At 63.4% G+C, this 26,916-nt stretch carries 21 protein-coding genes; 17 read left to right on the top strand and 4 right to left on the bottom strand.

Annotation, left to right across the window (positions count from 1 at the left end; translation table 11 throughout):
- Positions 1-92 precede the first annotated feature (92 nt).
- The 3 genes from MESCI_RS26580 to MESCI_RS26570 all read right to left on the bottom strand — a co-directional run bounded on the left by MESCI_RS26580 (position 93) and on the right by MESCI_RS26570 (position 3,168).
- Positions 93-1,034, bottom strand: a complete 942-nt coding sequence (locus MESCI_RS26580) for a D-ribose ABC transporter substrate-binding protein (RefSeq protein WP_013533056.1) — start codon at positions 1,032-1,034, stop codon at positions 93-95.
- A 329-nt stretch (positions 1,035-1,363) separates the two neighbouring features.
- Positions 1,364-2,191 carry a phosphogluconate dehydrogenase C-terminal domain-containing protein gene (locus MESCI_RS26575; RefSeq protein WP_013533055.1) on the bottom strand — a complete coding sequence of 276 codons (828 nt, stop codon included), beginning with the start codon at positions 2,189-2,191 and terminating at the stop codon, positions 1,364-1,366.
- A 302-nt stretch (positions 2,192-2,493) separates the two neighbouring features.
- On the bottom strand, positions 2,494-3,168 hold the full coding sequence (locus MESCI_RS26570; RefSeq protein ID WP_013533053.1) for a GntR family transcriptional regulator: 675 nt from the start codon (positions 3,166-3,168) through the stop codon (positions 2,494-2,496).
- A 226-nt stretch (positions 3,169-3,394) separates the two neighbouring features.
- Between MESCI_RS26570 and MESCI_RS26565 the strand changes: the two genes are divergently transcribed.
- The 10 genes from MESCI_RS26565 to MESCI_RS26520 all read left to right on the top strand — a co-directional run bounded on the left by MESCI_RS26565 (position 3,395) and on the right by MESCI_RS26520 (position 16,148).
- Positions 3,395-4,522: a sugar ABC transporter substrate-binding protein gene (locus MESCI_RS26565; protein WP_013533052.1), complete on the top strand. Its 1,128-nt coding sequence runs from the start codon at positions 3,395-3,397 to the stop codon at positions 4,520-4,522.
- 79 nt (positions 4,523-4,601) lie between these two features.
- Entirely contained in the window at positions 4,602-6,134 is a 1,533-nt protein-coding gene (locus tag MESCI_RS26560) for a sugar ABC transporter ATP-binding protein (RefSeq protein ID WP_013533051.1), read from the top strand.
- On the top strand, positions 6,131-8,215 hold the full coding sequence (locus tag MESCI_RS26555) for an ABC transporter permease subunit (RefSeq protein WP_013533050.1): 2,085 nt from the start codon (positions 6,131-6,133) through the stop codon (positions 8,213-8,215). The genes MESCI_RS26560 and MESCI_RS26555 overlap by 4 nt, the downstream gene beginning before the upstream one ends.
- A gap of 13 nt (positions 8,216-8,228) precedes the next feature.
- Positions 8,229-9,035 carry an SDR family oxidoreductase gene (locus MESCI_RS26550; protein WP_013533049.1) on the top strand — a complete coding sequence of 269 codons (807 nt, stop codon included), beginning with the start codon at positions 8,229-8,231 and terminating at the stop codon, positions 9,033-9,035.
- A gap of 10 nt (positions 9,036-9,045) precedes the next feature.
- Complete coding sequence (locus tag MESCI_RS26545; RefSeq protein WP_013533048.1) at positions 9,046-9,993, top strand: 3-hydroxyacyl-CoA dehydrogenase; 948 nt, start codon at positions 9,046-9,048, stop codon at positions 9,991-9,993.
- Entirely contained in the window at positions 9,990-10,952 is a 963-nt protein-coding gene (kce, locus tag MESCI_RS26540; RefSeq protein WP_013533047.1) for a 3,5-dioxohexanoate:acetyl-CoA acetone transferase, read from the top strand. The genes MESCI_RS26545 and kce overlap by 4 nt, the downstream gene beginning before the upstream one ends.
- A 46-nt stretch (positions 10,953-10,998) precedes the next feature.
- Positions 10,999-11,877, top strand: coding sequence for an SMP-30/gluconolactonase/LRE family protein (locus MESCI_RS26535; protein WP_013533046.1), 879 nt, complete (start codon positions 10,999-11,001; stop codon positions 11,875-11,877).
- Between the two features lie 189 nt (positions 11,878-12,066).
- The gene (locus MESCI_RS26530) at positions 12,067-12,723 is read left to right on the top strand and encodes a GntR family transcriptional regulator (protein ID WP_013533045.1); all 657 of its coding nucleotides are present in this window, start codon (positions 12,067-12,069) and stop codon (positions 12,721-12,723) included.
- 75 nt (positions 12,724-12,798) lie between these two features.
- Positions 12,799-13,593 (top strand): DeoR/GlpR family DNA-binding transcription regulator, encoded by a 795-nt coding sequence (locus tag MESCI_RS26525; protein ID WP_013533044.1) that lies wholly within the window; start codon positions 12,799-12,801, stop codon positions 13,591-13,593.
- A 77-nt stretch (positions 13,594-13,670) separates the two neighbouring features.
- A complete protein-coding gene (locus MESCI_RS26520; RefSeq protein ID WP_013533043.1) occupies positions 13,671-16,148 on the top strand; it encodes a GcvT family protein in 2,478 nt (825 codons plus the stop codon).
- Here the strand turns inward: MESCI_RS26520 and MESCI_RS26515 are convergent.
- Entirely contained in the window at positions 16,145-17,014 is an 870-nt protein-coding gene (locus MESCI_RS26515; protein WP_013533042.1) for a LysR substrate-binding domain-containing protein, read from the bottom strand. The two genes, MESCI_RS26520 and MESCI_RS26515, sit on opposite strands and share 4 nt — an antisense overlap.
- A gap of 155 nt (positions 17,015-17,169) precedes the next feature.
- Between MESCI_RS26515 and MESCI_RS26510 the strand changes: the two genes are divergently transcribed.
- The 7 genes from MESCI_RS26510 (at position 17,170) to MESCI_RS26480 (ending at position 26,892) form a co-directional block, all read left to right on the top strand.
- Positions 17,170-18,870: a Na/Pi cotransporter family protein gene (locus MESCI_RS26510; RefSeq protein WP_013533041.1), complete on the top strand. Its 1,701-nt coding sequence runs from the start codon at positions 17,170-17,172 to the stop codon at positions 18,868-18,870.
- A gap of 125 nt (positions 18,871-18,995) precedes the next feature.
- Positions 18,996-20,195, top strand: coding sequence for a 2-aminoethylphosphonate--pyruvate transaminase (locus tag MESCI_RS26505; protein WP_013533040.1), 1,200 nt, complete (start codon positions 18,996-18,998; stop codon positions 20,193-20,195).
- Positions 20,196-20,219: 24 nt separating this feature from the next.
- On the top strand, positions 20,220-21,476 hold the full coding sequence (phnA, locus tag MESCI_RS26500) for a phosphonoacetate hydrolase (protein ID WP_013533039.1): 1,257 nt from the start codon (positions 20,220-20,222) through the stop codon (positions 21,474-21,476).
- Positions 21,477-21,703: 227 nt separating this feature from the next.
- On the top strand, positions 21,704-23,161 hold the full coding sequence (phnY, locus tag MESCI_RS26495) for a phosphonoacetaldehyde dehydrogenase (protein ID WP_013533038.1): 1,458 nt from the start codon (positions 21,704-21,706) through the stop codon (positions 23,159-23,161).
- A 72-nt stretch (positions 23,162-23,233) separates the two neighbouring features.
- Positions 23,234-24,592 (top strand): (R)-1-hydroxy-2-aminoethylphosphonate ammonia-lyase, encoded by a 1,359-nt coding sequence (gene pbfA / locus MESCI_RS26490; RefSeq protein ID WP_013533037.1) that lies wholly within the window; start codon positions 23,234-23,236, stop codon positions 24,590-24,592.
- A 2-nt stretch (positions 24,593-24,594) separates the two neighbouring features.
- A complete protein-coding gene (locus tag MESCI_RS26485) occupies positions 24,595-25,605 on the top strand; it encodes a C-terminal binding protein (RefSeq protein WP_013533036.1) in 1,011 nt (336 codons plus the stop codon).
- 255 nt (positions 25,606-25,860) lie between these two features.
- Positions 25,861-26,892, top strand: a complete 1,032-nt coding sequence (locus MESCI_RS26480; protein WP_013533035.1) for a 2-aminoethylphosphonate ABC transporter substrate-binding protein — start codon at positions 25,861-25,863, stop codon at positions 26,890-26,892.
- Positions 26,893-26,916 lie beyond the last annotated feature (24 nt).

Here is a 26,916-nt window from a genome sequence, read left to right as displayed (position 1 = left end):
GCGGCCTGTCGTTCAGCATCGTGGGCGGCCCACGGAAAATGGCAACGAGGGGCGATCCTGGGTTCGCCCCTCGCTATTCAAATCACGCTGGCTCAGTTCGTCAGCGCGAAGGTCTCCAGCTTGGCGGCATTGTCGCCATTGACCAGAACGCAGTCCATCAATTGCTTTTCCTTGGCCGGCGACTTCTTGTTCTTGATGAAGTCGTTGGCCTGCTCGACCGCCATCTGCGCCTGCGCGAAGGCGGGCTGCAGCACCGTTGCCTTGATGCCGCCCGAGGTGATGGAGTCGCGAACATCGTTCGATCCGTCGAAGCCGACGACGATGACATCCTTGCGGTTCGCCGCGGCAAGTGCCGCATAGGCGCCCATCGCCATCGTATCGTTGCCGGAGATCACGCCCTTGATGTCGGGGTTGGCCTGCAGGATCGATTCCATCTTGGAATAGGCTTCCGTCTGGCTCCAGTTGGCCGACTGCTGGGCGACCATCTTCAGGTCCGGATAGTCGTCGATGACGTCGTGATAACCCTTGGAACGAATGCCGGCATTGGTGTCGGATTCCTTGCCGACCAGCTCGACGAAATTGCCCTTCTCGCCCATCAGCTTGACGAATTCCTGCGCGCCGAGCTGGGCGCCCTGGTAGTTGTTGGAGACGATCTGCGCGACGGCGACGCCGGTGGCGTTGACCTCGCGGTCGATCAGGAAGGACGGAATGCCTGCGTCCTTGGCCTTCTGTACCGCGGCGACGGTGGCGTCGGCGCCGGCATTGTCGAGGATGATCGCCTTGGCGCCGCGGCCGATCGCGGTGTCGATCAGCTCGGACTGCTTGTTGGCGTCGTCGTCATGGACCAGCACCAGCGCCTCGTAGCCGAGTTCCTTGGCCTTGGCTTCGGCGCCGACGGCTTCCGCCTTGAAGAACGGATTGTCGTGCGAGGGCGTGATGATGGCAATGAGATCCGCCGCATAGGCGGGCACGGCCGTGCCAAGCGCCAGCATGCCGGCGAAAGCCGCAAGCGTCATTCTGCGTGTAAGTTTCATGAAGTCCTCCCGTTTGAAAAATTGCCTTGGTTACCCAAAGCATCTGTCGGCATCCGAATTCGTCAGGCGGCGCGGGCGGCGGATCGCTTTTGGGCTAAAGAGCCGTTTGCCGGCTTCCCCTCCACGGATCGTTGCTCCCCAGCCATCCTCCACTCGCCCAGGCATCGTACTCCTGCGAAAACCCTGTCGATCCCAGCCATGAACAGCTAAGCCAACTGGTATAATGAGTCAACCACAAATTCAGGTGATATGTACCTGATGAGCTACGATGCCGAGCGTCGGCAGCGGTACGGCGACGCGTCACGGCGCTGCGGCAGCGCCTCTCCTCTTCAGGTGATACGCTGAATGCTGGCGGCGATCTCTTCCGGCTCGAACACGCGCTTCCAGTCGTCCCGCATCAGCACCGGCTTGCCGAACTCGATCGCCTTGTTGCAGGCATCCGAGAAAACGCCCTTGGTCTCGCCGAAAATGACGGCGCCCAGCACGTTCATATGGCCGAGCAGGAAGTCGAGCGCCGCCTGCTGGTCGACGCCGCGTGCCACGACCTCGTCGACGGCTTCCTTCATGACCACCAGCAACGAGGCGCACACCGTCTCCGAAAGCCCGGGTTCCAGCAGCGCCATCTGTTCGACGCTGACGCGGTGCGAACGCATGACCGGCGCCCAGATGATCTTCGCGATCGCCTCGCCCTTGGCGTAATCCTCTTCCGGCCCCTGCATCAAGGCGCTGACCATATGCTGCTTGGCCTTGACGCCGCCGAAATAGTCCTTCTTTGCCGCCATGTCTGTTTCGTCGTTGAAGATCGGCGGATGGCAGGGGTGGGTGACGAAATAGGTGAGGTCCGGTCGATTCGGCAGATGGCCGGCGAAGGGTGCCGCCGCGTCGAGCACCACCACCATGGTGCCCGGCGCCAGCTTGCTCTCGATGCTGCTCGCCACCTTGCCGATATGCGTGTCGGGAACGGCCAGGATCACCACATCGGCGTCCTTGAGCGCCTCGTCGGCACTGACCGTATCGAAACCCAGTCCGGTCTTCAGCCGTTCGCGGCCGGCATCGCTGACCTCGACATGGCGTATCGTGTAGGGCGATCCGCGAAAATTGGTCGACAGGCGGTAGCCCATTTTCCCACCGGCACCGAACAGCGCAATCGTTGTCATTTGGTCACTACTCCTGATCTCAGCGGACGGTATCGCCCGTCGTCAACTGATCAACTGGTATAATCACGCTACCAGATTTTGGCAATCCGATAATGACAATGAGGACGCGGGTCATGTCCTTCGCCGCGTCATCGGCTGCCGCCCTCGCAAGCTCAAGCACGAGAACCATGGATGGCGCGCTCGGATATGACCTCTAGATCACCAGAAGAAGCCCGCGCTTGCCCGCTGAGTGCGCATGAGCGCTGCTCTGCCATCCCCAGAAATAGGAGGCATGTGATAGGGGTCGGAGGTCGGGCCGGGCGCTACTTCAAAAGATCGACCAGCATGTCGAAAGCCGCATCGATATCGCCGCGAACCGCCGCCTGAACTGCCTGCTCGTCCCGGTCGCGCAGGGCCGCAAACATCTGTTGATGGTATGTGTTCGCGGTCGAGTAGGATCCATGCAGCATATTGAAATAGGGGCTGATCTGCAGCCATAGATCCTTGATGATCTTGAGCAGGGTTTCGGATCCCGCTGCTCGGTAGATTGCGAAGTGGAAGGTATAATTCGCCCTGAGATAGGCCTTTACGTCGTCCGCGCCATTCGCGCGTTCCAGTGAGTCCAGATCGCGCGCGAAAATCGCAAGATCCGCATCACTGCGGTTCTGTGAGGCCCAGCCGGCGGCGATGGCCTCTATCTCAAAACGTACATTTCGCAAATCGGTGAGCCGCTCGCGGCTGAGCGCCGGAATACCAATGGAGCGCCCGGATACTACCGTCAGCGCGTTGGCTGCCGTCAGGCGCCGCAGCGCTTCCCTGACCGGCATCGGACTGACGCCAAAGGCGTCGGCGAGGCTCTGAACCGTGACCATCTCGCCCGGCACGATGCTGCCGTCGAGGATCAACTCGGTGACCTGATTGTAGACCCGGTCCTGCAGAGTTTCCTTGGACAGTGGAATGATCTCGACACCAGGCTTCCTGAACGCCGATCCAGCCATCTCCTGTCAACCTTCCCGCCTGAGGGCGACACCTGCTTGTGTGGTCGTGTCGGAATGCAAGGTTCGTGGTGCCACGTCAAGCGGCTGACACGGCCGGTTTTGATATAAACGATTTCATCATTGATATTTGATCAAATCATGATACGGTCGCTGGCATCGAATGACAAGGGTTTACGTTTTGTGCCCTTGGGAGGCATTCGGTCGTTCTGTTTGGGAGGAGTTCCACATGGGTATCGGATCGAAAGTCCGGCGGCTCGCGCTGCTGGCCGGCATGGCTGCGTGCGCCTTCGGCCTGTCCGCCGCGCAGGCCGCCGAGAAGCACAAGATCTTTCTCAGCATGAGCTACATCGGCAATGATTGGCAGGCGGAGGCGGCCAACATGGTCAAGGCCATGGCCGCTCATAAGAGCCTGGCCGACAAGGTCGACCTGCAGGTCCAGGTCGCTGGCCCCAACGCGCAACGCCAGATTCAGCAGATCAACGCAATGGTGCAAAGCGGCGCCGAAGCCATCGTCGTGTATCCGATCTCGCCGACCGCGCTCAACCAGGTCGTCAAGAATGCCTGCGACAAGGGTGTGAAGGTCTTTGCGTACGACGCCGAGATCACCGAGCCTTGCGCCTACAACGTCCACATAGACCAGCTGGAAGCGGGCAGGGTGACCGCCGAATGGCTGGTCAAGAAGCTCAACGGCAAGGGCAACATCATCGCCATCACGGGCGTCCCGGGAACATCCGTTGACGATCAGCGGACAAAGGCCGCCAAGGAAGTCTTCGCCAAGTATCCTGATATCAAGATCGTCGGCGAGGCTGTCGGCATGTGGAGCCAGGCGGTCGCCCGCACCGAACTTTCGAAAATCCTGGCCACCCGCAATTGGGACGACATCAACGGACTGTGGATGCAGGTCGGCTGCTTCACCGCCAACTCGATGCAGCTCGAGGCTGGCAAGAAGACCAGCGAACTCCTGCCTTGCGCCGGCGAAGGTTCCAATGGCGGCCGCATCCAGATGCTGCCGGAGGGCACCGAAGTCGAAGGTGCCGCTCCTCCTTATGCACCGGCGGGTGCACAACGCATTTCCTATGCCTCGCCGCCTTATTCGGGTGCGCTGGCGCTGAAGCTTGCCGTCGAGGCGATCGAAGGCAAGGACGTGCCCAAGACCACCATCCTGCCGCTGCCGGTCGTTACCAATGAGACGATCAAGCTGTGCGACGAAGGCACATGGGCGGAGATGAAGGCCGGCTGCAACGCCTTCAAGCCGTCGCTGGTCTCCAATCCGGGCTGGTTTGCCTCGATCTTCTCGGACCAGACACCCGAGGTCGGCCTTAATGCTGCCCTCGTCGGACAACCGGAGAACTAAGCCTCCCAAGGCGCGTGTGACGATGCACGGACAACTGTCCGTGCGTCGTCAATCCATGCCAAGCCGGCGATCGAGGACAATGACAGAACACTCCGAGCTCCCCGCCATCGAGATCGACGGCATCAGCAAGGCGTTCGGCCCGACCGTCGCGCTGGACGGCGTGTCGTTTGCGATCGCGCCCGGCAGCGTCCATGCCCTGCTCGGTGAAAACGGAGCCGGCAAGTCGACACTGGTGAAGCTGCTGTCCGGGCTGGTCCGGCCGAGCCAAGGCCATGTCCGTGTCTTCGGCAAGGAGATCGCTTACGGCGCACCGCGCGCAGCACATGCGCTCGGCATGCAGACAGCATTCCAGGAGATGACCCTGGTGCGCGATCTCTCCGTGCTCGACAACATGCTGCTGCCTTACGCCCCCGTCGGCATCTCCGGCCTTATCCGCCGCGGTGCTGCGCGCAAGGCCGTTCGCCGCCATATCGAAGATCTCGGTTTCTCCGTCGATCTCGATGCCGAGGTGAGCGAGCTCGAGCTTTCGGTGCGCCAGAAGATCGAGATCGCGCGCGCCGTCTACCGCAAGCCGCGCATCCTTTTGCTCGACGAACCGACCTCGACGCTCGCCGGACGCGACGTCGACTGGCTGGGCGACATCATCGCCAGGCTGAAGGCGGCAGGCACCACCATCGTCTTCATCACCCACCGCATGCGCGAGGTCCGCGCTTTGTGCGACACGCTGACGATCCTGAGAAACGGCCGCCACATCGTCACCGCGCCGGTCGCCGATGTCTCGGATGCCGACGTCATCGAAAAGATCATCGGCCGCAGCATCGAGCAGACCTTTCCGCCCAAGCCGGACAGCGCCCAGGCCTTCGGTCCGCCGGTTCTGGGCGTGCGCGACCTCAAGGTCGGACGCAAGCTCGACGGCGCGGGCTTCGATCTGCGCAAGGGCGAAATCCTCGGCGTCGCCGGGTTGCAAGGCATGGGCCAGCAGGACCTGTTCCTGGCCTGCTTTGGCATGGCCGAGATCGAGCGCGGCCACATCCTCGTCGACGGCCGCAAGGTCTGGCTCGGTTCGCCGGCCGATGCCTTGCGCCCCAACATGGCCATCGGCCTGGTGCCGGAAGACCGCAAATCCGAAGGCCTGTTCCTGAAATTGTCGGGCAGCCAGAACGCCACGCTGCCGGTGATATCGCGCTTCACACGGCTAGGCCTTGTCGACGCGCAAGCCGAGACCCGCTCCGTCGAGGCGGCATTCGCCACTGTCGAGGTCGACCGCCGCGCGCTGTGGACGCGGGCCGGTGCGTTTTCCGGCGGCAACCAGCAGAAGATCGCCATCGCCAAGTGGCTGGTGGCGCAGAGCCGCATCCTGCTGTTGTTCGATCCCACCCGAGGCATCGACGTCGGCACCAAGCACGAGCTTTATGTGATGATGCGAAACTACGTGGCTTCGGGCGGTTCGATCCTGCTGCACTCGACGGAGATCCCCGAACTCGTTCACCAATGCGACAGGGTGCTGGTCCTCTATGACGGGCGCATCGCCGCCGAACTCGAAGGCGACGCCATCACCGAACCGGCCATCATGCGCCCGGCGCTCGGCCATGCCGGGGAAGCCGCCGCATGAGCAGCGCAGCAGCCTCATCCCCTGTTCCCGGCGGCTTCGGACTGCGCCGTGCGCTGGTGCGCAATCGCGGCGCGCTGATCGCCGCGGCCGTCCTGGCGATCCTGCTCTTCGTCGTCGACTGGATCAGCGCCGGGCCGCTGACCTATTTCGATGTGTCGTTCCTGTCGAGCGGCGGCGCCACCTCGGCGCTCGCGGCGATCGGCCAGACGATCGTGATCCTGTCGGGCGGCTTCGACCTGTCCGCCGGCGCGGTGATATCGCTGGTCAATGCCGTGCTGGCATCGAGCATGGATCCGATGGCGCCAGGCGCAAGCATCCTTCTGTGGACCACCGTCGGCATCGGCGTCGGCATGGCGGTGGGCGCCTTCAACGGCTTCTTCATCGCGGTGCTGCGCATGCAGCCGATCGTGGTGACGCTGTCGACCATGTTCATCCTGCAAGGCGTCACGCTGCTGGTGATGGACAAGCCCGGCGGCTTCGTGTCGCCCGATCTCGGCGCCTTCTATCTCGGCGACGCGATCGCCGGCTGGCTGCCGATGCCGCTGGTGGTGATCGGTGTCGTCCTGCTCGCCTGGTTCTGGCTGAAGGGAACCCGCTTCGGCACAGCACTCTACGCGCTTGGCAGCGATCCGGAGTCGGCCGCTTCCGTCGGCATCAATGTCGTTCTGGTGCGCTTTGCCGTCTATGTCATCGCCGGCGGCTGCTATGGCCTTGCCGGCGTGTTCATCAGCGCCCAGACCGGCAGCGGCGATCCGCTGGTCGGCAATCCGCTGCTCTTGTCGATGTTCGCGGCGGTCGTCGTCGGCGGCACGCGCCTCGGTGGCGGGCAGGGCGGCCCGGTGGGCTCTGTCTTCGGCGCCTACATCCTGATGATCGTGGTGAACATCCTGCTGGTGCTCAACGTATCGGCCTATTATGCGACCATCGCCGAAGGCACCATTCTGGTGCTGGCAGCACTTGCCGGCTCGATCTCGCATGCATCGGTGCTTGCTGTGCAACTGCGCGCCGCGCGTGCCCGGCTCGCCGCCTGGCGCGCCGGCATATTGCCCTCGCAGCTCGAGCGCGTGGACCGGCGTCTCAAGATCGCCGAGCCAGCCCATGCCCAGCGCAGTCCGGCATCGCCGCGCCCTGCCTTCCATCTGCGCAATGCGGAAACGCTGCGCTATGCGCTGCCGGCCTATGTCTGCCTGCTGCTCATCGTGCTTGTCACCCAGATCTGGCTCGGCCGCGCCATCCTCAATCCGGGGTACTGGAATTCGCTGCTGGTGCTATCGTCCTTCCTAGCCGTCCTGGCGCTCGGGCAGGGAACCGTCATCCTGACCGGAGGCCTCGATCTCTCCGTGCCGTGGACGATCGGCATCTCCGGCATCATCCTGGCGGGCATGGTCAACGGCTCCGACGCCGCCCTTGTCTACGCCTTGCCGGTCGTCTTGGTGATGGCCTGCGCCATCGGCTTCGCCAATGGTTTCGGCATCGTCTATCTCGGCATCTCGCCGATCGTCATGACGCTCGCCACCAACGGCATTCTGCAAGGCTGTGCGCTGCTCTATTCGCAGGGAACGCCGGCCGGGTTTTCCTCGCCGATGCTGCGCTGGGTCATGACGGCCAAGCTCGCCGGCCTGCTGACTCCAATCGTGCTGCTGATGGTCGTCTTTGTCGTCGCAGCGGTACTCCTGCTTGGCCGCACCCCGTTCGGAAGGCGCGTCTACGGCATCGGCAACGGGCTGCGCGCGGCGCGCTTGTCGGGCATCGGCGTCGAGCGCACGCTGATCCTGGTCTACATGCTTTCGGCCGTCTGCGCGGCTGTTGTCGGCGTCATGCTGACCGGCTTTTCGGGTCAGGCGAGCCTCGGCATGGGCGACGACTATCTATTGCCGTCGATCGCCGTGGTGGTGGTCGGCGGCGCGCTGATCACCGGCGGGCGCGGCCACTATCTCGGCATGCTCGGCGGCGTGTTGTTGCTGACGGCACTGCAGATGCTGCTCGCCGGCACCACGCTTCCCTATGCCACGAGGGCAATTCTTTACGGACTGGTCGTTCTGGGCGCCGTCATGGCGCTGCGCGAACGGCGGCTGCAATGAGAAGGACAGGACCATGAGCACAAGGGCGCCGGCATCGGCGGACGAATTTTTGACCGGACTGAAAGGCCAGCGCGTGCTGGTGACGGCGGGCGCAGGCGGCATCGGGTTTGCCATAGCCGACACGCTGTCACGCCTCGGCGCCCGCATCGTCGTCTGCGACGTTTCCGACGAGGCGCTGGCCGCTGCTCCCAGCAAGATCGACCTGGTCGCGGCGGTCAAGGCCGACGTCTCGCGCGACCAGGACGTCGACCGTCTGTTCGAGGCGGTCGAGAAAAAACTCGGCGGGCTCGATGCGCTGATCAACAATGCCGGCATTGCCGGGCCGACCGGCGGTGTCGACGAGATCGATCCGGCGGACTGGCGGCGCTGCATCGACATCTGCCTGACCGGCCAGTTCCTGTGCGCTCGGCGCGCGGTGCCGCTGATCAAGGCGGCGGGCGGCGGTTCGATCGTCTCGATGTCGTCGGCCGCCGGCCGCCATGGCTACGCCTTCCGCACACCCTATTCGGCGGCCAAGTTCGGTGTCATCGGTTTCACGCAAAGCTTGGCCAAAGAGCTCGGGCCGCACGCCATCAGGGTCAACGCCATCCTGCCCGGCATCATCGAGGGCCCCCGCATCGAAGGGGTTATCTCGGCGCGCGCCAAGCAGGTCGGTATCAGCCACGAGGAGATGACCGGACGCTATCTGCAGAACATCTCGCTGCGCCGCATGACCAGCCCTTATGATGTCGCGTCGATGGTCGCCTTCCTGCTCTCCGATGCGGGGATCAACATTTCCGGCCAATCGCTCGGCGTCGACGGCAACGTCGAAACACTTTGAGGAACAATCCATGGCCAATGTCGCGATCGTCGGAAGCGGGTTCATCGGGCGGGCCTGGGCGATCAGCTTCGCCCGCGCCGGCCATGACGTGCGGATGTGGGACCAGTCGCCCACTGCCACAGGTGGAGCCCGCGACTACATTGCCGGCGTGCTCGGCGATCTCGCCCAGAACGATCTTCTGCGGGGACAGCAAGCCGGTGAGGTTCTTGACCGTATCTCCGTTGTCGCCGGGCTTGAAGAGGCGTTGGCAGGTGCCGTGCATATCCAGGAGAACACGCCCGAGAATCTCGAGGTGAAGCGCAAGGTGTTCTCCTTGATCGACACGCTTGCCGATCCGCGAACAGTCATCGCCAGTTCCACCTCGGCGCTGTTGCCGTCGAAATTCACCGACCATCTGCAAGGGCGGCAGCGCTGCCTGGTCGTGCATCCGATCAACCCGCCCTATCTCATTCCGGCGGCCGAAATCGTGCCGGCGCCGTGGACCTCGGCCGAGACGGTCGAGAGAACCCGCGCCTTCCTCGTCGACGCCGGCCACGCGCCACTGGTCATGCAGCACGAGCTTGACGGCTTCATCATGAATCGCCTGCAAGGCGCATTGCTTGAGGAAGCTTTCCGGCTTGTCGCCGATGGCTACGCCAGTGTCGAGGATGTCGACATCGGCATCCGCGACGGGCTGGCGCTGCGCTGGTCGTTCATGGGGCCGTTCGAGACCATCGATCTCAATGCACCCGGCGGCGTGCGCGACTATGTCGAGCGCTATCAGGGCATCTATTCCAACATCTTTCCCCAGACGCAGCGGCGCGTCGACTGGGCCGGCAAGGTCATCGACACGGTCGAGGCTGATCGCCGCAAGCGACTGCCACAGCAAAGCCTAGGCGACCGGCAGGTGTGGCGTGACCGCCGGCTCATGGCGCTCGCCGCCCACAAGAGAAAATCGGATCAGGAGTTTGGAGAATGACGCAAACCAGTCGCAAGCCGGGACCTGCACGGACCAGGGGCAAGGTCATCATCACCTGCGCGGTGACGGGCGCCATCCACACGCCGACCATGTCGCCCTATCTGCCGATCACGCCCGACCAGATCGCTTCGGAGGCGATCGCGGCGGCGGAAGCCGGTGCCGCGATCCTGCATCTGCATGCCCGCGATCCGGAAACCGGCAAGCCCGACCAGACGCCGGAGGCCTTCGCCCGCTTCCTGCCGCGCGTCAAGCAAGGCACCAACGCCGCCATCAACATCACCACCGGTGGCAGCCCCTACATGAAGGTCGAGGAGCGCGTGCGCCCGGCCGCCCAGTTCAAGCCGGAAGTCGCCTCGCTCAACATGGGCTCGATCAATTTCGGGCTCTATCACCTGGCCGACAAATACGAGACCTTCAAGTTCGATTGGGAAAAGCCGCATCTGGAAGCGACGCGCGACCTCGTCTTCCGCAACTCATTCAAGGACATCGAGTACATTCTGGCGACCTGCTACGACAACGGCACGCGCTTCGAGTTCGAGTGCTACGACATCGCCCATCTGTACAACCTTTCCCACTTCGCCGACCGTGGGCTGGTGAAGCCGCCTTTCTTCGTGCAGTCGGTGTTCGGGCTGCTCGGCGGCATCGGCACGCATCCAGAAGACGTCGCCCATATGAAGCGCACTGCCGACCGGCTGTTCGGCGACCAGTTCCGGTGGTCGGTGCTGGGCGCCGGCGCCAGCCAACTGCGCATCGCCGCGCAATCGGCGGCCCTTGGCGGCAACATCCGCGTCGGGCTGGAGGACAGTCTGTGGGCGGGCAAGGGAAAGCTTGCCAAATCGAACGCCGAGCAGGTCTTGCTGGCCCGCAAGATCATCGAAGGGCTCGGCATGGAGGTGGCGACGCCCGACGAGGCACGCGAAATCCTGTCATTGAAAGGCGGGGACAAGGTCGCTTTCTGAGGCGGTCCGAGCAATCGTCGCGAGACGCAAAACGGAGGAGGACGGCATGAAGATCGAAGTCGTGGTGGACGTGAAGACCACACTGGGCGAAGGACCGCTGTGGGACGTCGAACAGGAACGACTCTACTGGATCGACAGCTTCGACGGGCGCGTGTTTCGGGCGACCGCCGACGGGCGCGAGATCCGGTCATGGGACGTGCCGATGAAGATCGGCTCAATGGCGCTGCGCAAGGACGGCGGCGGCGCTGTCGTCTCGCTGCAGCGCGGCTTCCATCTGCTCGATTTCGCCACGGGCGAGGTGACGCTGATCCACGATCCCGAGCCGGACAAGCCGATGAACCGGCTCAACGACGGCAAGGTCGACCGGCGCGGCCGTTTCTTCGCCGGCTCCATGGATACGATGGAAGAGGGGCCGTCCGGCGGTCTCTACAGGCTCGATCCGGATTTCTCCGTCACCCGGATCGATTCCGGCATCATCTGCTCCAACGGTCCATGCTGGAGCCCCGACGACCGCACCTTCTATTTCGCCGATACCTGGACCGGGGAGATATGGGCCTACGACTACGATATCGCCACCGGTGCCGCCACCAACAGGCGTACCTTCGTGCGCGTCGACACCAGCCGAGGCGGTGCGGCGGACGGCTCGACCGTCGACGCCGAGGGCTATCTCTGGAATGCGCTGGTCTATGACGGAAGGCTGGTGCGCTACGCGCCCGATGGCAGCATCGATCGCATCATCGACATGCCGGTCAAGAAGATCACCAGCGTCATGTTCGGCGGACCGAAGCTCGACACCCTCTACGTCACCTCGATGGCCAAGCCGCCGCTGCCGCGTTTTCCCGGCGACGGCGTTTTGCGCGGCAGCCTGTTCGCCATATCAGGCCTTGGCGTTAGGGGCGTTGCGGAACCGCGCTTCGGCGGCTGACGCCAGGCAAGCGAAGCGCCGGTAAAATACGCAGATCAGGCCTTGGCGCAGGAATTCGGGCAAGTCTGGCAATTGATGCCGAACGTGTGCATATACAGGCATACATATATCCATGCAGAGGGGTTTCCGTTAGGCTGAGCGCCCCGCGTCAAACGGGAGCATCGATTGCCAGGATTTGCGGAAAGCGTGATGCAGGGGCCGCGAACCGTGGCCGAACAGGTCGCCAATGTCCTGCGCGAAGCGATTGCCAGTGGCACCATCAAGGCGGGCACTTCGCTGCGCCAGGACGACTTGGCCGAGCAGTTTGGCTTCAGCCGCATGCCAATTCGTGACGCCCTTCGCCAATTGGAAGCCGAAGGCATTGTTTCCATCCATCCGACAAAAGGCGCGCAGGTCGCCCGGATGGACAGCGCCGAGATCAGTGAAATCTATGCACTGCGCGAATTGCTCGAATGCGAGGCGTTGCGGCTTTCGCTTCCCAATCTCGCCGGTGACAGGCTCGACGAGGCGGAACAGGTTCTCGATCAGATCGACGCGGAGCGCAATGTCGGCCGATGGGGCGCGCTGAACCGTGCCTTTCATCTGGCTCTCTACGATGCCTGCGGCAACAATCGATTGCTGGCCTTAATCGAGGCGCACCACAATGCCGCCGATCGCTACGTCCGCATCCTGCTGTCGAACCTGGACTATCGCAGCCGCTCGCAGACGGAGCACCGCGATCTGCTGGCCGCCTGCCGGCGGCGCGACGGCGACAGGGCCATAGGCATTCTGAGGCAGCATCTTCGCGAGGGAAGCGAGACGCTGGTCAGCGCGATCAGGGAAGATGGCCTGTCGCGAAAATCCTGACGACATGGCTTGAGTTGCCTCTGCGCACGATCACTGCCACATATTGCAACATCGCTACTCGATCCGAGGATCATCATGTCCCCCGACAGCAGCCTGCCGGCGCGCGCCTTTGCTCCACGTCGCCACGAAGAGATCCTGCGGCGGCTGGGCGCCCAGGGGTCTGTCAGTGTCGCCGAACTGGCCGGGTTCTTCGATGTCTCGCGCGAAACCATCCGCCGTGATTTGAAGCTGCTGTCGGATAAGGGACGGCTCGGCATCGTCCATGGCGGCGCCGCCCGCTTCGAACCGAGCGAACCGGCAATGAGCTTGCGCAGCCACGAAAATGCCGGAGGCAAGGCCGCGATCGGCAGGCTGGCCGCCGGTCTTGTAAAGGACGGCATGGTGGTGTTCCTCGATTCCGGCACCACCACATTGGCCGTCGCACAAGCCATGGCCGACCTGCGCGATCTCACCATCTGCACGGCGAGCCTGAAGATCGCGCTTCTGCTGTGCCACGTCTCAGGCATGCGCGTGCATGTGCTGGGTGGCGAAGTCGATCCAGGCGAGGAAGCGGCCTCCGGAATCGACATGCTCGAAGCTATGTCGCGCTTTCGCGTCGACATCGCCTTCCTCGGTGGTGGCGCGCTGTCGCCCGACGGCGAGGTGACCGATTTCACCCGCGCCGGCGCCGAACAGCGCAGCCGCATGATCGCGCTTGCCGCCAAAACCTACTTCGTTCTCGACAGCAGCAAGTTCGCAAAGCTGACGCCGCTCAGGATTCCGAATTTTCAACGCGCCGCCGGCGTGATCGTCGACGCGAAACCGCAGGCTGACATCGCTGAAGCGCTTGCGCGCAAAGGGCCTGAGCTGATGGTTGCCTCTTTGATGTGATATTTTGTGGTATTTTGTGTTGATATTTGGAATTCGGCTGCTATGATCCAACCGGTGTCAAAACGGCAGGATGTCCCATGGCAAACGAATTCCCTACGCAAGCGCGCGTCGTCATCGTCGGCGGCGGTATCATTGGCTGCTCGGTCGCGTATCATCTGACGAAGCTCGGTTGGACCGATGTCGTGCTGCTCGAACAGGGGCAACTCAGCGGTGGCACCACCTGGCACGCCGCAGGGCTTGTCGGCCAGTTGCGCAGTCATTCCAACATGACCAGCCTGATCAAATACTCCACGCAGCTCTATGGCGAGCTGGAGGCCGAGACCGGGCTCGCCACCGGTTGGAAGAATTGTGGCTCGCTGTCGGTGGCGCGGACCGCCGACCGCATGACGGTGCTGAAGCGCACGGCCGCATCGGCTCGCGCCCAAGGCGTCGAGATCGACGTGATTTCGCCGAAGGAGGCGGCCGATCTATGGCCGGTCATGGCGACCGACGATCTGGTCGGCGCCGTCTGGCTGCCGGGCGACGGCAAGGCCAATCCGACCGATCTCACGCAATCGCTGGCCAAGGGTGCGCGCAATCGCGGCGCGAAAATTTTCGAGCGGGTCAAGGTCACCGGCATCAGCGTGAAGAACGGCGTCGCCTGCGGTGTCGAGACGGACCGCGGCAACATTGCCGCCGAGATCGTCGTCAATTGCGCCGGCCAGTGGGCGCGCAAGGTCGGGCTGATGTGCGGCGTCTCGGTGCCGCTGCATTCGGCCGAGCACATGTACATCGTTACCGGCAGGATCGAGGGCGTGCATCCGGACCTGCCGGTCATGCGCGACCCCGACGGGTTCATCTATTTCAAGGAAGAGGTCGGCGGCCTGGTCATGGGTGGCTTTGAGCCGCACGCCAAGCCGTGGGGCATGAATGGCATTCCCGAAAATTTCGAGTTCGCGCTGTTGCCGGACGATTGGGATCAGTTCGAGATTTTGATGGAAAACGCGCTGGTCCGCGTGCCGCAATTGGCCGAGGCCGAGGTCAAGAAATTCTACAACGGTCCCGAAAGCTTCACGCCGGACAACAATTTTCTCCTCGGCGAGGCGCCGGAACTGAAGAATTTCTATGTCGGCGCCGGCTTCAACTCCATGGGCATCGCCAGCGCCGGCGGCGCGGGCAGGGCGCTGGCGGAATGGATCGTCAACAGCGCGCCGACCATGGATTTGTGGCCGGTCGACATCAGGCGTTTCGCCTCCTTCAACAACAATCCGCGCTGGCTGCATGACCGTGTCAAGGAAACGCTCGGCTTGCATTACGCCATGCCGTGGCCGAACCGTGAACTGGACACGGCGCGGCCGTTCCGCCGCTCGCCGCTCTACGACCGGCTCGCCGCCAAGGGCGCCTGCTTCGGTTCCAAGATGGGCTGGGAGCGGGCCAACTGGTTCGCGGCACCGGGAGAGAAGACCGAGAACGACTATGCCTTCGGCCGCCAGAACTGGCACGAGGCGGTCAAGCGCGAAATGAAGGCGACACGCGAAGCCGTCGCCATCTTCGACCAGACCTCTTTCGCCAAGCTCCTCGTGCAGGGCCGCGATGCCTGCGCCGTGCTCAACTGGATCTGCGCCGGAAATATCGACGTACCGGACGGTACGTCTGTTTACACGGGCGTGCTCAATGCACGCGGTGGCTATGAGAGCGATCTCACCGTTATGCGGCTCGGCGCGGAGAAATTCCTCATCGTCACCGGGTCCGCACAAGCTGTCCACGATGCCGACTGGATCGTCAAAAACATTCCGTCCGACGCGCATGCAATCGTGACCGACGTCACCTCGTCCTACGCGGTGCTGGCGTTGATGGGACCGCGATCACGCGATCTGCTGGGCAAACTCTCCTCGGCCGATCTTTCCAACGCCGGCTTTCCCTTCGCCACCATCCGCGAGATCGATATCGGCTATGCCACCGCCTATGCCAACCGTATGACCTATGTCGGCGAACTGGGCTGGGAACTGATCGTGCCGACAGAATTCGCCGTCGGCGTCTATGAGGCGTTGCATGAGGCGGGCCGTGAATTCGGTCTGCTGGACGCCGGCTACTATGCGCTCGATGCCTTGCGCATCGAAAAGGGTTTTCGCGCCTGGGGCAGGGAGTTGACGCCTGATATCGACCCCTGGCAGGCCGGGCTTGGCTTCGCCGTGGCGATGGACAAGCCAGGTGACTTTATCGGCCGCGACGCGCTGGTTGAGACGAAGCCATCGGCAGCACCGGCAAGACGCGTCGTGCTGTTCACGCTCGATGATGCCGAGCCGATGCTGTGGGGCGGCGAACTGATCCTGCGCGACGGCAAGCCGGTCGGCGAAGTCCGCTCGGCCGCCTACGGCCACACGCTTGGCCGCTCGGTGGCGCTCGGCCTGATCGAGAACGAGGCGGGCGTCGACGCTGCGTTTCTCACCGGTGGTCGTTTCGAGATCGACCTTGCCGGCGTTCGCCATGCCGCGACAGCACATCTGCGCAGCCCCTACGATCCGAAGTCGGAGCGGGTGAAGGCTGATGCGGTGGAGATCAGGGCCGCCGCTTAATCCGCTGACATCGAGCGCGCCATATCCAGGAAAGCCCGCACCAGTTTGCCGCCGCTGCGTTCACGCAGGCAGATCAACGCCTCGTCCATCAGGGTCTCGGGAGCATCGATGGTGATCGGCACCAGCCGCGAATCCTGGCCGAATTCGGCCGCCGAGACAAAGCCGATGCCGGCGCCCGAGGCGACGATCTCGCGGACGGCTTCGCGGCCCTCGGCTTCGATCGCCGGCCTCAATTCGATTTTCGAGGCGGCTGCGAGATCTTCGAGTTTCTGACGCGTCTTCGATCCACGCTCGCGCATGACCAGTGATTCCTGCGCGAGCTGCTTGAGGGTGAGCGACTTTTTCGCGGCCAGCGGGTGGTCGACGGATGCAAACGCGATGATCGGCGTCGAGTTGAGTTTCAGCACCTCGAAATCGCGCCCCGTCGGCACCTCGCCCAGCACGCCGATATCGGCATCGTAGCTGTAGAGGCTGCTGATCACCGTCTCGGTGTTGCCGGCGCGCACCGAAACCTGCACGCCGGGGTAGCGGGCCCGGAAGCTGCCGAGAATATGAAGCAGATGATGTGCGGCATCGGCGACGATGCGCAGCGTGCCGGAACGCAGGGCGCGGGACTCCGTCAGGAGTTCGAGCGCCTGTTGCTCGGTATCGAACATGCGGTGGGTTATTTCGAGCAATTTCTGGCCCGAATGGGTCAGCGTGACCTGCTTCTTGTTCCGGTTGAACAGCAGCACATCGTACTCTTCCTCGAGCTTGCGCACCTGGTCCGAGATCGCCGGCTGGGTCAGGAAGAGCGCCTCGGCGGCGCGAGAAAAGCCACCGCAGATGGCCACCTGGTGAAAGGCTCGCAACTGGACGTAGCGCATTTCCCGTGCCTCCGACACTTCTGAAATCACCGACATCTTATCATAAGGACCGCTTAGGAAAAGATCGAAAGGAACGATTTGACTTATGTTTTGCCGACCCTCAGCCTGAGCATGGGTCGACATCCCTGCCGGCCGTTGGCACCGGAGGCGTCGCCATGCAATTTTCCATCATCCTGCTGCATCTGGCGGGTGCGGTCATGCTGCTGCTCTGGGCCGTGCATATGGTGCGCCAGGGTGTCGAGCGGGCCTGCGGGCCCGCTTTGCGTGATGCCCTGAGGCAAGCCCGGGGTGAGCGGATCAGATCGGCCGGTGTCGGCACCGTGCTTGCCGTGCTGCTGCAGAGCTCGACCGCCGTCGCTATCCTGGCGGCCGGGTTTGCCGCCAGCGGCATGGTTTCGGTGTCGGCCGGGCTGGCGATCCTGCTGGGCGCCGATCTCGGTTCCGCCCTGGTCGTGCAGGTGCTGTCGTTCGACCTCAGCTGGCTTGTGCCGGCGCTGATCCTGGTCGGCGGCGCGATGGCCCTGAAGTTCGAAGTGGCTGGCATCAGGCATAGCGGGCGAATCCTGATGGGGGTCGCCTTCGTCCTGTTGTCGCTGCATATGATCGGCGAGGCGACCGCACCGATGCGGCAGAGCACCTTGCTACCACTGGTGATTTCCTATCTGCGCGCGGACTATTTCACCGCCTTTGCCGCCGCTGCCCTGTTCACATGGCTGATTCACTCCAGCGTCGCGGCGATCCTGCTGTTCGTCACGCTTGCCGCGCAAGGCGTCTTGCCGGTCGAGGTCGGTCTGTTCTTCATCCTCGGCGCCAATTGCGGCGGCGCGCTGATCGCGGTTTGGCTGACGCGCGGCGAAGCCGTCGAGGCGCGCCGTATCCCGCTCGGCAATCTGATCTTTCGCGGCACGGCGGCGCTGGCGGCTTTGTTCGCGCTTCAGGCCGTGACCTTCCCGGCGCATCTGTTCGGCGCAACCGAAGGCCGCCAGCTGGTCAACCTGCACCTTGCCTTCAATCTGGTGCTGGTCATCTGCTGCTTGCCGTTCACCGGCATGATGGAGCGGCTGGTCGCCTTGTTGATCGCAGACAGGCCGGTGGCAAAGGCCGAAGAGGGTGGAGACCTGATGTCGCGCCGCACCAGCGCGCTCGACCGCACCGTCATGCGCACACCCGGTCTTGCGCTAGCCAGTGCCACCCGCGAGCTGCTGCGCATGGGCGAAGTCGTCGAGGTGATGCTGCGCCCAGTGATGGATTTCTTCGACGCCGGCACCGGCGACCAGATACGCCAGGCCCAAAAACTCGATGAGGAGGTCAACCGCGCCCATACCGAAATCAAGCTCTACATTGCCGAAGTCAACCGCGGCAGCATGAGCGTAGCCGAAGCGCAGCGCGGCATCGAGCTCACCGACTTCGCCATCAATCTCGAACGCGCCGGCGACATCGTCGCCAAGAACCTGCTCGTGCTCACCCAGGAGCTGCGTGACAAGAACCTGCGCTTCTCACGCGACGGCTGGAGCGAACTGGCCGGGCTTCACAACCGTGTCATGGCCAACATGCAGCTTGCACTCAATGTGCTGGTGTCGAGCGATCTCGATTCGGCGCGGCAACTCGTCGTCGAGAAGGAGCGGATGCGCAGACTGGAACGCACGAGCCACGACCGTCACCTCAAGCGCCTGCAATCGGGAATGCCGCAGAGCATCGACACCAGCGACATCCACCTGGAGGCCGTGCGGGCGCTGAAGGAGATCAACTCGCTGATGGCCTCGGTCGCTTATCCCTTGCTGACGCAGAGCGGTGATCTGCTGGAAAGCCGGCTGGCGAGAGGGGCTGCGGAAGTGAGGGCTCCCGCACTGGCCTGAGGACGGATTCCCGCCCGGCAGGTCATTACTAAAATCGATACATCGATACAAAATAACGATTTTACAAATAGATCATTCAGGCCAAGAATAAGGCCACATCGAACGCAGATCGAGCGGAGGACAACATGCTCGCCGAGACGAAATTTGCCGCGGAGCCGCTGGCCAGCCCGGCGCTGGGCGAGCCGTATCTTCTGACCCCGGGGCCGCTCACCACGGCCTATTCGGTCAAGCAGGCGATGTTGCGCGACTGGGGATCGTGGGACGGCGAGTTCCGCGCCATGACATCGGATATGCGTCGCCGGCTGCTGGCGCTGACCGGGGACAGGAACGATGAGTTCGACTGCGTGCCGATGCAAGGCAGCGGTTCTTTCTGCGTCGAAGCGATGCTGGGGTCGTTCATGCCCAGGGACGGCAAGGTTCTTGTGCTGGCCAACGGCGCCTACGGCCTGCGCGCCGCGCAGACCATGCAGTATCTCGGCCGCGCCTATACGCTGATCGACAAGGGTGACTATCTGCCCCCGCGCGGCGACGAGGTGGCAGCGGCCCTCGCGGCCGACCCTGATATCACCCATGTCATCGCCATCCATTGCGAGACCAGTTCCGGCATCCTCAACCCGGTCGCTGAAATTGCCGAAGCCGTCCATGCCAAGGGTCGCAAGCTGCTGGTCGATTCCATGAGCGCGTTCGGCGCCGTGGCGCTCGACGTCAACGAAATCCGCTATGAGGCGATGGTCTCGTCCGCCAACAAGTGCATCGAGGGCGTTCCGGGTTTTGGCTTCATCATCGCCCGTAAGAGCGAACTGGAGGCCGCCAAAGGCAGGAGCCATTCGCTGTCGCTCGATGTCCACGCCCAGTGGGCGCACCTGAACAAGACCGGCCAGTGGCGCTACACGCCGCCGACGCATGTCGTGGCCGCCTTCCTCGAAGCACTGCGCCAGCACGAGGCCGAAGGCGGCGTCGCCGGCCGTGGCGCCCGCTATACGAGGAACCGCGACGTCATGGTGGCCGGCATGCGCGACCTCGGTTTCGAGACACTGCTCGGGGATCGCTGGCTGTCGCCGATCATCGTCACCTTCTTCAACCCGGCTCATGCCAGTTTCGCGTTCGACCGTTTCTACGACCTGATGAAGGACAAGGGCTTTATCATCTATCCGGGCAAGCTGACCGCCGTGGATTCGTTCCGCGTCGGCTGCATCGGCCAGATGGACGAACATGTCATGCGCCGCGTCGTCGAGGCGGCAGCGTTCTCGCTTCATGAAATGGGCGTCGACACCGCCGCCCCACCCGCCGCGGCACTTGCCGAACGCGCCAAACTCGCCGCCTGAAGCGGCCGACTTCGAGGATATCAGATGAACCAGATGTCTCCCATCACCGTGTCGGTCAACGGCCGCACCTATGCCTGGCCGCGCGTGCCGGCCATCGCCATCTGCCTTGATGGCTGCGAGCCCGCCTATCTAGACGAGGCAATCGAGGCCGGGCTGATGCCGGCGCTGGTCAGGATCAAGCAGAAGGGCACGGTGCGTTTTGCGCACTCGGTCATTCCGAGCTTCACCAACCCCAACAATCTGTCGATCGCCACCGGCCGACCGCCGTCGGTGCACGGCATTTGCGGTAATTATCTCTATGAGCGCGAGACCGGCAAGGAAGTGATGATGAACGACCCGCGCTTCCTGCGCGCGCCGACCATCTTCCAGGCCTTCTACGATGCCGGCGCCAAGGTCGCCGTGGTCACCGCCAAGGACAAGCTGCGTGCCTTGCTTGGCAAGGGCCTCGCCTTCGATGAAGGCCGCGCGCTGTGCTTCTCGGCGGAAAAGTCCGACACCACGACTATAGCCGAGCACGGCATCGACAATGCCTCGAAGCACTTTGGGCTGCCGGTGCCGGAGGTCTATTCGGCCGAGCTGTCGGAATTCGTCTTCGCCGCCGGCGTGCAGCTGCTGAAGGAGTTCCGCCCCGACATCATGTACCTGACGACCACAGATTATGTGCAGCACAAATATGCGCCGGGCGTGCCGCAGGCCAACGCCTTCTACGAGATGTTCGACAAGTACCTGACCGAGCTCGATGCGCTGGGTGCTGCCATCGTCGTCACCGCCGACCATGGCATGAAACCGAAGCACAAGGCCGACGGCTCGCCCGACGTGGTCTATGTCCAGGATATTCTCGACGACTGGCTGGGCAAGGACGCCGCCCGCGTCATCCTGCCGATCACCGACCCCTATGTCGTGCATCATGGCGCGCTGGGTTCCTTCGCCACCGCCTATCTGCCTGATGGCGCCGACCAGGCCGGCATCATGGCCAGGCTGGCCAAGATCGACGGCATCATGCTGGTCGTCGACAGCCCGACCGCCTGCGAGCGCTTCGAGCTTCCGGCTGACCGCATCGGCGACATCGTGCTGATCTCGACCGAGAACAAGACGATCGGCACCTCGGAACATCGCCATGACCTGGCGGCTCTGAACGAGCCGCTACGGTCGCATGGCGGGCTGACCGAGCAGGAGGTGCCGTTCATCGTCAATCGTGTGCTGCCGGAATTGCCGAACGAGCCGACGCTGCGCAATTTCGACGCCTTCTACTACGCCACCATGGCGGCGGCGCTGGCTTGAGTCGAGCGTGATTGTCGACCCCCACTCCGCCGAGCTTCGCTCGGCACCTCTCCACCGATCGACGGGGGAGAGGAAAGGCGCCAGGGTTAGCCGCGGCTTAGCCTGGAAACGTTGAGGCACTGACCTCGCCTGATTTCCTCTCCCCCGTCGATCGGGGGAGAGGTGGCCCGAAGGGCCGGAGTGGGGGTCGATCCTCCGCGCAACAAGAATCTGCCGGAGCAGAGCACATGACCAAGATCGACCCTGCCATTAAAGTTCGCCACGAGCCGATGCGCATTGCCGGCAAAAAAGTCGATGCCGAAGGCGTCGTCGAGGTTCGCTATCCCTGGAACGACACCGTCATCGGCACCGTTCCGGCCGGCCGCGCCGATCACGCCCGCCAGGCATTCGAGATCGCCGCCGGCTACAAATCGAGGCTGACCCGCTACGAGCGTCAGCAGATACTGTTCCGCACCGCCGAGGCATTGGCCTCGCGCCGCGATGAAATCTCCGATCTCATCACGCTCGAGCTCGGCATCTCCAAGACGGACTCGCTCTATGAGGTCGGCCGCGCCTATGACGTGTTCACGCTGTCGGCACAGATGTGCATCCAGGATGACGGCCAGATCTTCTCCTGCGACCTCACCCCGCACGGCAAGGCGCGCAAGATCTTCACCACCCGCGAGCCGTTGAAGGCGATCTCGGCGATCACGCCGTTCAATCATCCGCTCAACATGGTCTCGCACAAGGTGGCGCCGGCGATCGCCACCAACAATTGCGTGGTGGTCAAGCCGACCGAACTGACGCCGATGACGGCGCTTCTCTTGGCCGACATTCTCTATGAAGCCGGTTTGCCGCCTGAAATGCTGTCGGTGGTGACCGGCTGGCCGGCCGATATCGGCAACGAGATGATCACCAATGAAAACATCGACCTGATCACCTTCACCGGCGGCGTGCCGGTCGGCAAGATGATCGCCCGCACCGCCGGCTACAAGCGCCAGGTGCTGGAGCTCGGCGGCAACGACCCGCTGATCATTCTCAACGATTTGTCGGACGAGGATCTGGCAAAGGCGGCGGACTTGGCAGTGGCCGGAGCGACAAAAAACTCCGGCCAGCGCTGCACCGCGGTCAAGCGCATCCTCGTCCAGGAAAGTGTCGCCGACCGCTTCGTGCCGCTGGTGCTGGAGCGGGCGAAGAAGATCCGCTTCGGCGATCCGATGGACCGCGCGACCGACCTTGGCACCGTCGTGCACGAGAAGGCGGCGGCGCTGTTCGAAGCCCGCGTCCACATGGCTGCCGAGCAAGGCGCCGACATCCTCTACAATCCGGGTCGTCAGGGCGCGTTGCTGCCGCCAATCGTCGTCGATCGCGTGCCGCATACATCCGAGCTGGTCATGGAAGAAACCTTCGGGCCGATCATCCCGATCGTGCGTGCGCCGGACGATGACGAGGCGTTGATTGCGCTCTCCAACTCGACCGCCTTCGGCCTGTCGTCGGGCGTCTGCACCAACTCTTTTCCGCGCATGCAGAAATACATCGCCGGCCTTCAGGTCGGCACCGTCAACATCTGGGAAGTGCCGGGCTATCGCATCGAGATGTCGCCCTTCGGCGGCATCAAGGATTCGGGCAACGGCTACAAGGAAGGCGTCATCGAAGCGATGAAGAGCTACACCAATGTGAAGACATTTTCGCTGCCCTGGTCCTGACCGGACGGCATAGACGGATAGAACAATCGAGGGAGCGTTCGCCGCTCCCTCATTCGCATTTCGGAGACCATGATGGCCGCGATATCTGAACTTGTGCACACCGAAGGCGATTCCAACACCACAGCGGCTCGCGGTCGCTGGGATGCCGGGCAGGGCGATCCGCGGATCCGCGGCCTGCTCGATCGCGACGCGGCCGCCTTCATGCACCAGAGCCTGTCCAGCCCCTGTTTGTCGACGATCGCCAAGGCGCAAGGCATCTGGATCGAGGACACCGCCGGTCGCCGCTTCATGGATTTCCACGGCAACAGCGTCCATCACCTCGGCTATGGCCACCCGAGGCTTGTGGCCGCCATCAAGAAGCAGCTCGATGAGCTCTGCTTTGCGCCGCGCCGCTTCACCTGTGAGCCCGCCGTCGAACTGGCCGAGAAGCTGGCGGCATTGGCGCCCGGCAATCTCGGCAAAGTGCTGTTCACCACCGGCGGCTCGGACGCCATCGAGGTCGCGCTGAAGATCGCCCGCGCCGCGACCGGCCGCTTCAAGACGGTGTCGTTCTGGGATGCGTTCCATGGCGCCGGCTTCGGCGCAGCAAGCGTTGGTGGCGAGGCGACCTTCCGCTCGCACATATCAGGCCCGATGATGACCGGCACCGAGCACGTCGCGCCTTGGGACGGCTATCGCTGCCCCTATGGCCACGATTCCCTGGAAGCATCGGGCCTCGCCTGCGCCAACATGATTGCCTACGTCCTTGGCTGCGAGCAGGACGTGGCGGCGGTCGTCGCCGAACCGATGCGGGCGACGCCAAACCCGCCGCCGCCGGGCTTCTGGAAGCGGGTGCGCGAGGCCTGCGACCGGCACGGCACGCTCTTGATCTTCGACGAGGTCCCGACCGGCCTTGGCAAGACCGGCAAATTCTTCGCGCACGAGCATGATGATGTGACGCCTGACATCGTCGTCCTCGGCAAGTCGCTCGGCGGCGGCGTCCTGCCGATCGCCGCCATCATCGCGCGCCGCGATCTCGACGTCACCGGTGGCTTCGCGATCGGCCACTACACCCACGAGAAGAACCCGGTGACGACCCGCGCCGCATTGACGACGATCGACATCATCCTGGAGGAAGGGCTGGTCGAGCGCGCGGCCGAACTCGGTCGGCACATGCTAGGGCGCATGCAGCACCTGATGGCGCGCTCGCCCCATGTCGGCGACGTCAGGGGCAGGGGACTGATGGTCGGCGTCGAGCTCGTCGAGGATCGCGATACGCGCCAGCCGGCACGCGATCTCGCCGAGCGCGTCTTCTATGCTTGCCTTGAACAGGGGCTGAGCTTCAAGATCAGCCAAGGCAACGTGTTGACGCTGTCGCCGCCGCTGGTCATTTCGAAAACCGACCTCGACGGCGCGCTCGACATCGTCGAGCGCACGGTGCTGGCGGCCTGACCGTGAAGGCCGTGCGCACCGACCGCGAACTCGAATGTCCCGGCATCGACGCCGGCTTGCGGGCGAGGGGGGTCGAACTGGTGACGCTGCCGGACGGCATCCCCGAAGCTGATCTCATGCAGGCCGTTGCGGACGCCGATCTTTTGCTGATGTGCTACACGCCGATCACCGCACGGGTGATCGAGGCGGCTCCCAGATTGAACGGCATCGTCAAATATGGCGTCGGCGTCGATGCCATCGACATCCCCGCCGCGATGCGGCGTGGCATTCCCGTTGTCAACGTGCCGGATTATGCTGAGGAAACCGTCGCCGAAGGCGCCTTCGCGCTGATGATCGCGCTGGCCAAGCGGCTGCCCTCCATCACCGCGGCGGTGTCACGTGATGGTTGGATCTGGCCCGAGCAACGCTGGCTGGGGCGCGACATGTCCGGCGCCACGCTTGGGCTCGTCGGCTGCGGCAAGATCGGCCGCAGCATGGCGCGCATGGCAGGCCAAGGATTTCACGCGCGCGTTCTCGGCTTCGATCCCGGTGTCGATGTCGCAACCATGCGCACCGCCGGCATCGAGAAGGTAGAAGACCTCCACGTCATGCTGCGCGCCTGCGATTTCGTTTCCCTCCACTGCGTGCTGAACGACAGGACGCGCGGCTTGATTGGTGAAGCCGAGCTCGCTTGCCTGAAGCCTTCCGCTATCATCGTCAACGTCTCGCGCGGCGCGCTGATCGACGAGGCCGCCCTTGTCGAGGCGATCATCTCGGGGCGCATCGGCGGCGCCGGGCTCGACGTCTATTCGGTCGAGCCGCTGGCCAAATCGGGCCATCCGATGAGCGCGCTGTTCGGCCGCGACAACGTCATCCTGTTTCCGCATCTCACCTTCTTCACGCAGGGGGCCATGCGCCGGCTCGAAGACGACACGCTCGCGCGCTGCTTCGAAATTCTCGAAGGCCGGCCGGTTACCGTTCGTTCGTTCGACCCGCGGCTGCGGGCGCAGACATCTGGGGTTTCATTCGGCTGACCATCACCATCTCTGCAGCCAATCGCGGGCCTTCCGCGAGGCCGGAATCGAAGCCAGGCGAGCGTTGCGACAGTTCCATGACAACTATCAGGTAAAATTTGCCTCTCATAAAATAAATAGATTTTACTTATCGATCGTCCGTCCCCAAAGTCGGCACAACGACGAGATCGAACGGTGCCGCATAAGGCTCCGGCCTACAGGCGAGATCGTCACAGTGCATCGCAGAATGTGCCATCAATCACAGGGGAACTGAGCATGAAATCGCAAAAGGCAACCATAGCTATGGCCTTCGCCGCGTCGCTGTTGGCGTCGTCGGCTCTTGTCGGACCGGCACTCGCCGACGGCGTCGTCACCATCTATTCCGCCGACGGCCTGCATGACGGCAATGGCAGCTGGTTCGAGACCGAATTCGCCGCCTTCACCAAGGCCACCGGCATCACCGTGCAGTATATCGAGGCAGGTTCCGGCGGCGTCGTCGAGCGTGTCGCCAAGGAAAAGTCGAATCCGCAGGCCGACGTGCTGGTGACCTTGCCGCCCTTCGTGCAGCGGGCCGCGGCTGACGGCCTGCTGCAGGACTACAAGCCGGAAGCCGCCGACCAGATCGATGGCGGCACAGACAAGTACCGGCCGCTGGTCAACAACTATATGAACTTCATCTACAACAGTGCCGTCCTGCCGGAAGCGCCAAAGGCCTACAACGACCTGCTCGATCCGAAGTTCAAGGGCAAGATCCAGTATTCTACCCCCGGCCAGGCCGGTGACGGCACCGCCGTCATGCTGCAGATCATCCACGCCTTCGGCAGCGAGGATGCCGGCTTCGAGTTCATGAAGAAGCTGCAGGACAACAATGTCGGCCCCTCCGCTTCGACCGGCAAGCTGACCGCGCTGGTCAACAAGGGTGAGCTGCATGTCGCCAATGGCGATCTGCAGATGAACATGTCGCAGATGGCCGACAATCCCAATATCAAGGTGTTCTGGCCGGCTGGACCTGACGGTGTGCGCTCCACCTTCGCGCTGCCCTATGAAATCGGCCTGGTCACCGGCGCACCCAACGCAGACAACGGCAAGAAACTGATCGACTTCCTGCTCTCCAAGGAAGCCCAGTCGAGCATCAGTTCCGTTGCGCTCGGCATGCCGGCTCGCAAGGACGTCAAGCCGGATGACGCCAACTTCGCCAAGGCGCAGGAGGCGATGAAAGGCGTGACCATCTGGTCGCCGAACTGGGACGACGCGCTGAGCAAGCTGCCCGATTATGTCAAGCGCTGGAACGAAGCGACCGGAAGTTGATCCGCAAGGGAAACCCGGAGGACC

The sequence above is a fragment of the Mesorhizobium ciceri biovar biserrulae WSM1271 genome, from assembly GCF_000185905.1.
GTDB classification, from domain to species: domain Bacteria; phylum Pseudomonadota; class Alphaproteobacteria; order Rhizobiales; family Rhizobiaceae; genus Mesorhizobium; species Mesorhizobium ciceri.
The sequence above is the reverse complement of the archived record's forward strand: the minus strand, read 5'-3'. Positions and strand labels throughout refer to the sequence as shown.

Excerpts from the sequence above, each read along its gene's own strand:
- MESCI_RS26580 (WP_013533056.1), bottom strand. The coding sequence starts at position 1,034 with ATGAAACTTACACGCAGAATGACGCTTGCGGCTTTCGCCGGCATGCTG.
- MESCI_RS26575 (WP_013533055.1), bottom strand. The coding sequence starts at position 2,191 with ATGACAACGATTGCGCTGTTCGGTGCCGGTGGGAAAATGGGCTACCGC.
- MESCI_RS26570 (WP_013533053.1), bottom strand. The coding sequence starts at position 3,168 with ATGGCTGGATCGGCGTTCAGGAAGCCTGGTGTCGAGATCATTCCACTG.
- MESCI_RS26565 (WP_013533052.1), top strand. The coding sequence starts at position 3,395 with ATGGGTATCGGATCGAAAGTCCGGCGGCTCGCGCTGCTGGCCGGCATG.
- MESCI_RS26560 (WP_013533051.1), top strand. The coding sequence starts at position 4,602 with ATGACAGAACACTCCGAGCTCCCCGCCATCGAGATCGACGGCATCAGC.
- MESCI_RS26555 (WP_013533050.1), top strand. The coding sequence starts at position 6,131 with ATGAGCAGCGCAGCAGCCTCATCCCCTGTTCCCGGCGGCTTCGGACTG.
- MESCI_RS26550 (WP_013533049.1), top strand. The coding sequence starts at position 8,229 with ATGAGCACAAGGGCGCCGGCATCGGCGGACGAATTTTTGACCGGACTG.
- MESCI_RS26545 (WP_013533048.1), top strand. The coding sequence starts at position 9,046 with ATGGCCAATGTCGCGATCGTCGGAAGCGGGTTCATCGGGCGGGCCTGG.
- kce (WP_013533047.1), top strand. The coding sequence starts at position 9,990 with ATGACGCAAACCAGTCGCAAGCCGGGACCTGCACGGACCAGGGGCAAG.
- MESCI_RS26535 (WP_013533046.1), top strand. The coding sequence starts at position 10,999 with ATGAAGATCGAAGTCGTGGTGGACGTGAAGACCACACTGGGCGAAGGA.
- MESCI_RS26530 (WP_013533045.1), top strand. The coding sequence starts at position 12,067 with ATGCAGGGGCCGCGAACCGTGGCCGAACAGGTCGCCAATGTCCTGCGC.
- MESCI_RS26525 (WP_013533044.1), top strand. The coding sequence starts at position 12,799 with ATGTCCCCCGACAGCAGCCTGCCGGCGCGCGCCTTTGCTCCACGTCGC.
- MESCI_RS26520 (WP_013533043.1), top strand. The coding sequence starts at position 13,671 with ATGGCAAACGAATTCCCTACGCAAGCGCGCGTCGTCATCGTCGGCGGC.
- MESCI_RS26515 (WP_013533042.1), bottom strand. The coding sequence starts at position 17,014 with ATGCGCTACGTCCAGTTGCGAGCCTTTCACCAGGTGGCCATCTGCGGT.
- MESCI_RS26510 (WP_013533041.1), top strand. The coding sequence starts at position 17,170 with ATGCAATTTTCCATCATCCTGCTGCATCTGGCGGGTGCGGTCATGCTG.
- MESCI_RS26505 (WP_013533040.1), top strand. The coding sequence starts at position 18,996 with ATGCTCGCCGAGACGAAATTTGCCGCGGAGCCGCTGGCCAGCCCGGCG.
- phnA (WP_013533039.1), top strand. The coding sequence starts at position 20,220 with ATGAACCAGATGTCTCCCATCACCGTGTCGGTCAACGGCCGCACCTAT.
- phnY (WP_013533038.1), top strand. The coding sequence starts at position 21,704 with ATGACCAAGATCGACCCTGCCATTAAAGTTCGCCACGAGCCGATGCGC.
- pbfA (WP_013533037.1), top strand. The coding sequence starts at position 23,234 with ATGGCCGCGATATCTGAACTTGTGCACACCGAAGGCGATTCCAACACC.
- MESCI_RS26480 (WP_013533035.1), top strand. The coding sequence starts at position 25,861 with ATGAAATCGCAAAAGGCAACCATAGCTATGGCCTTCGCCGCGTCGCTG.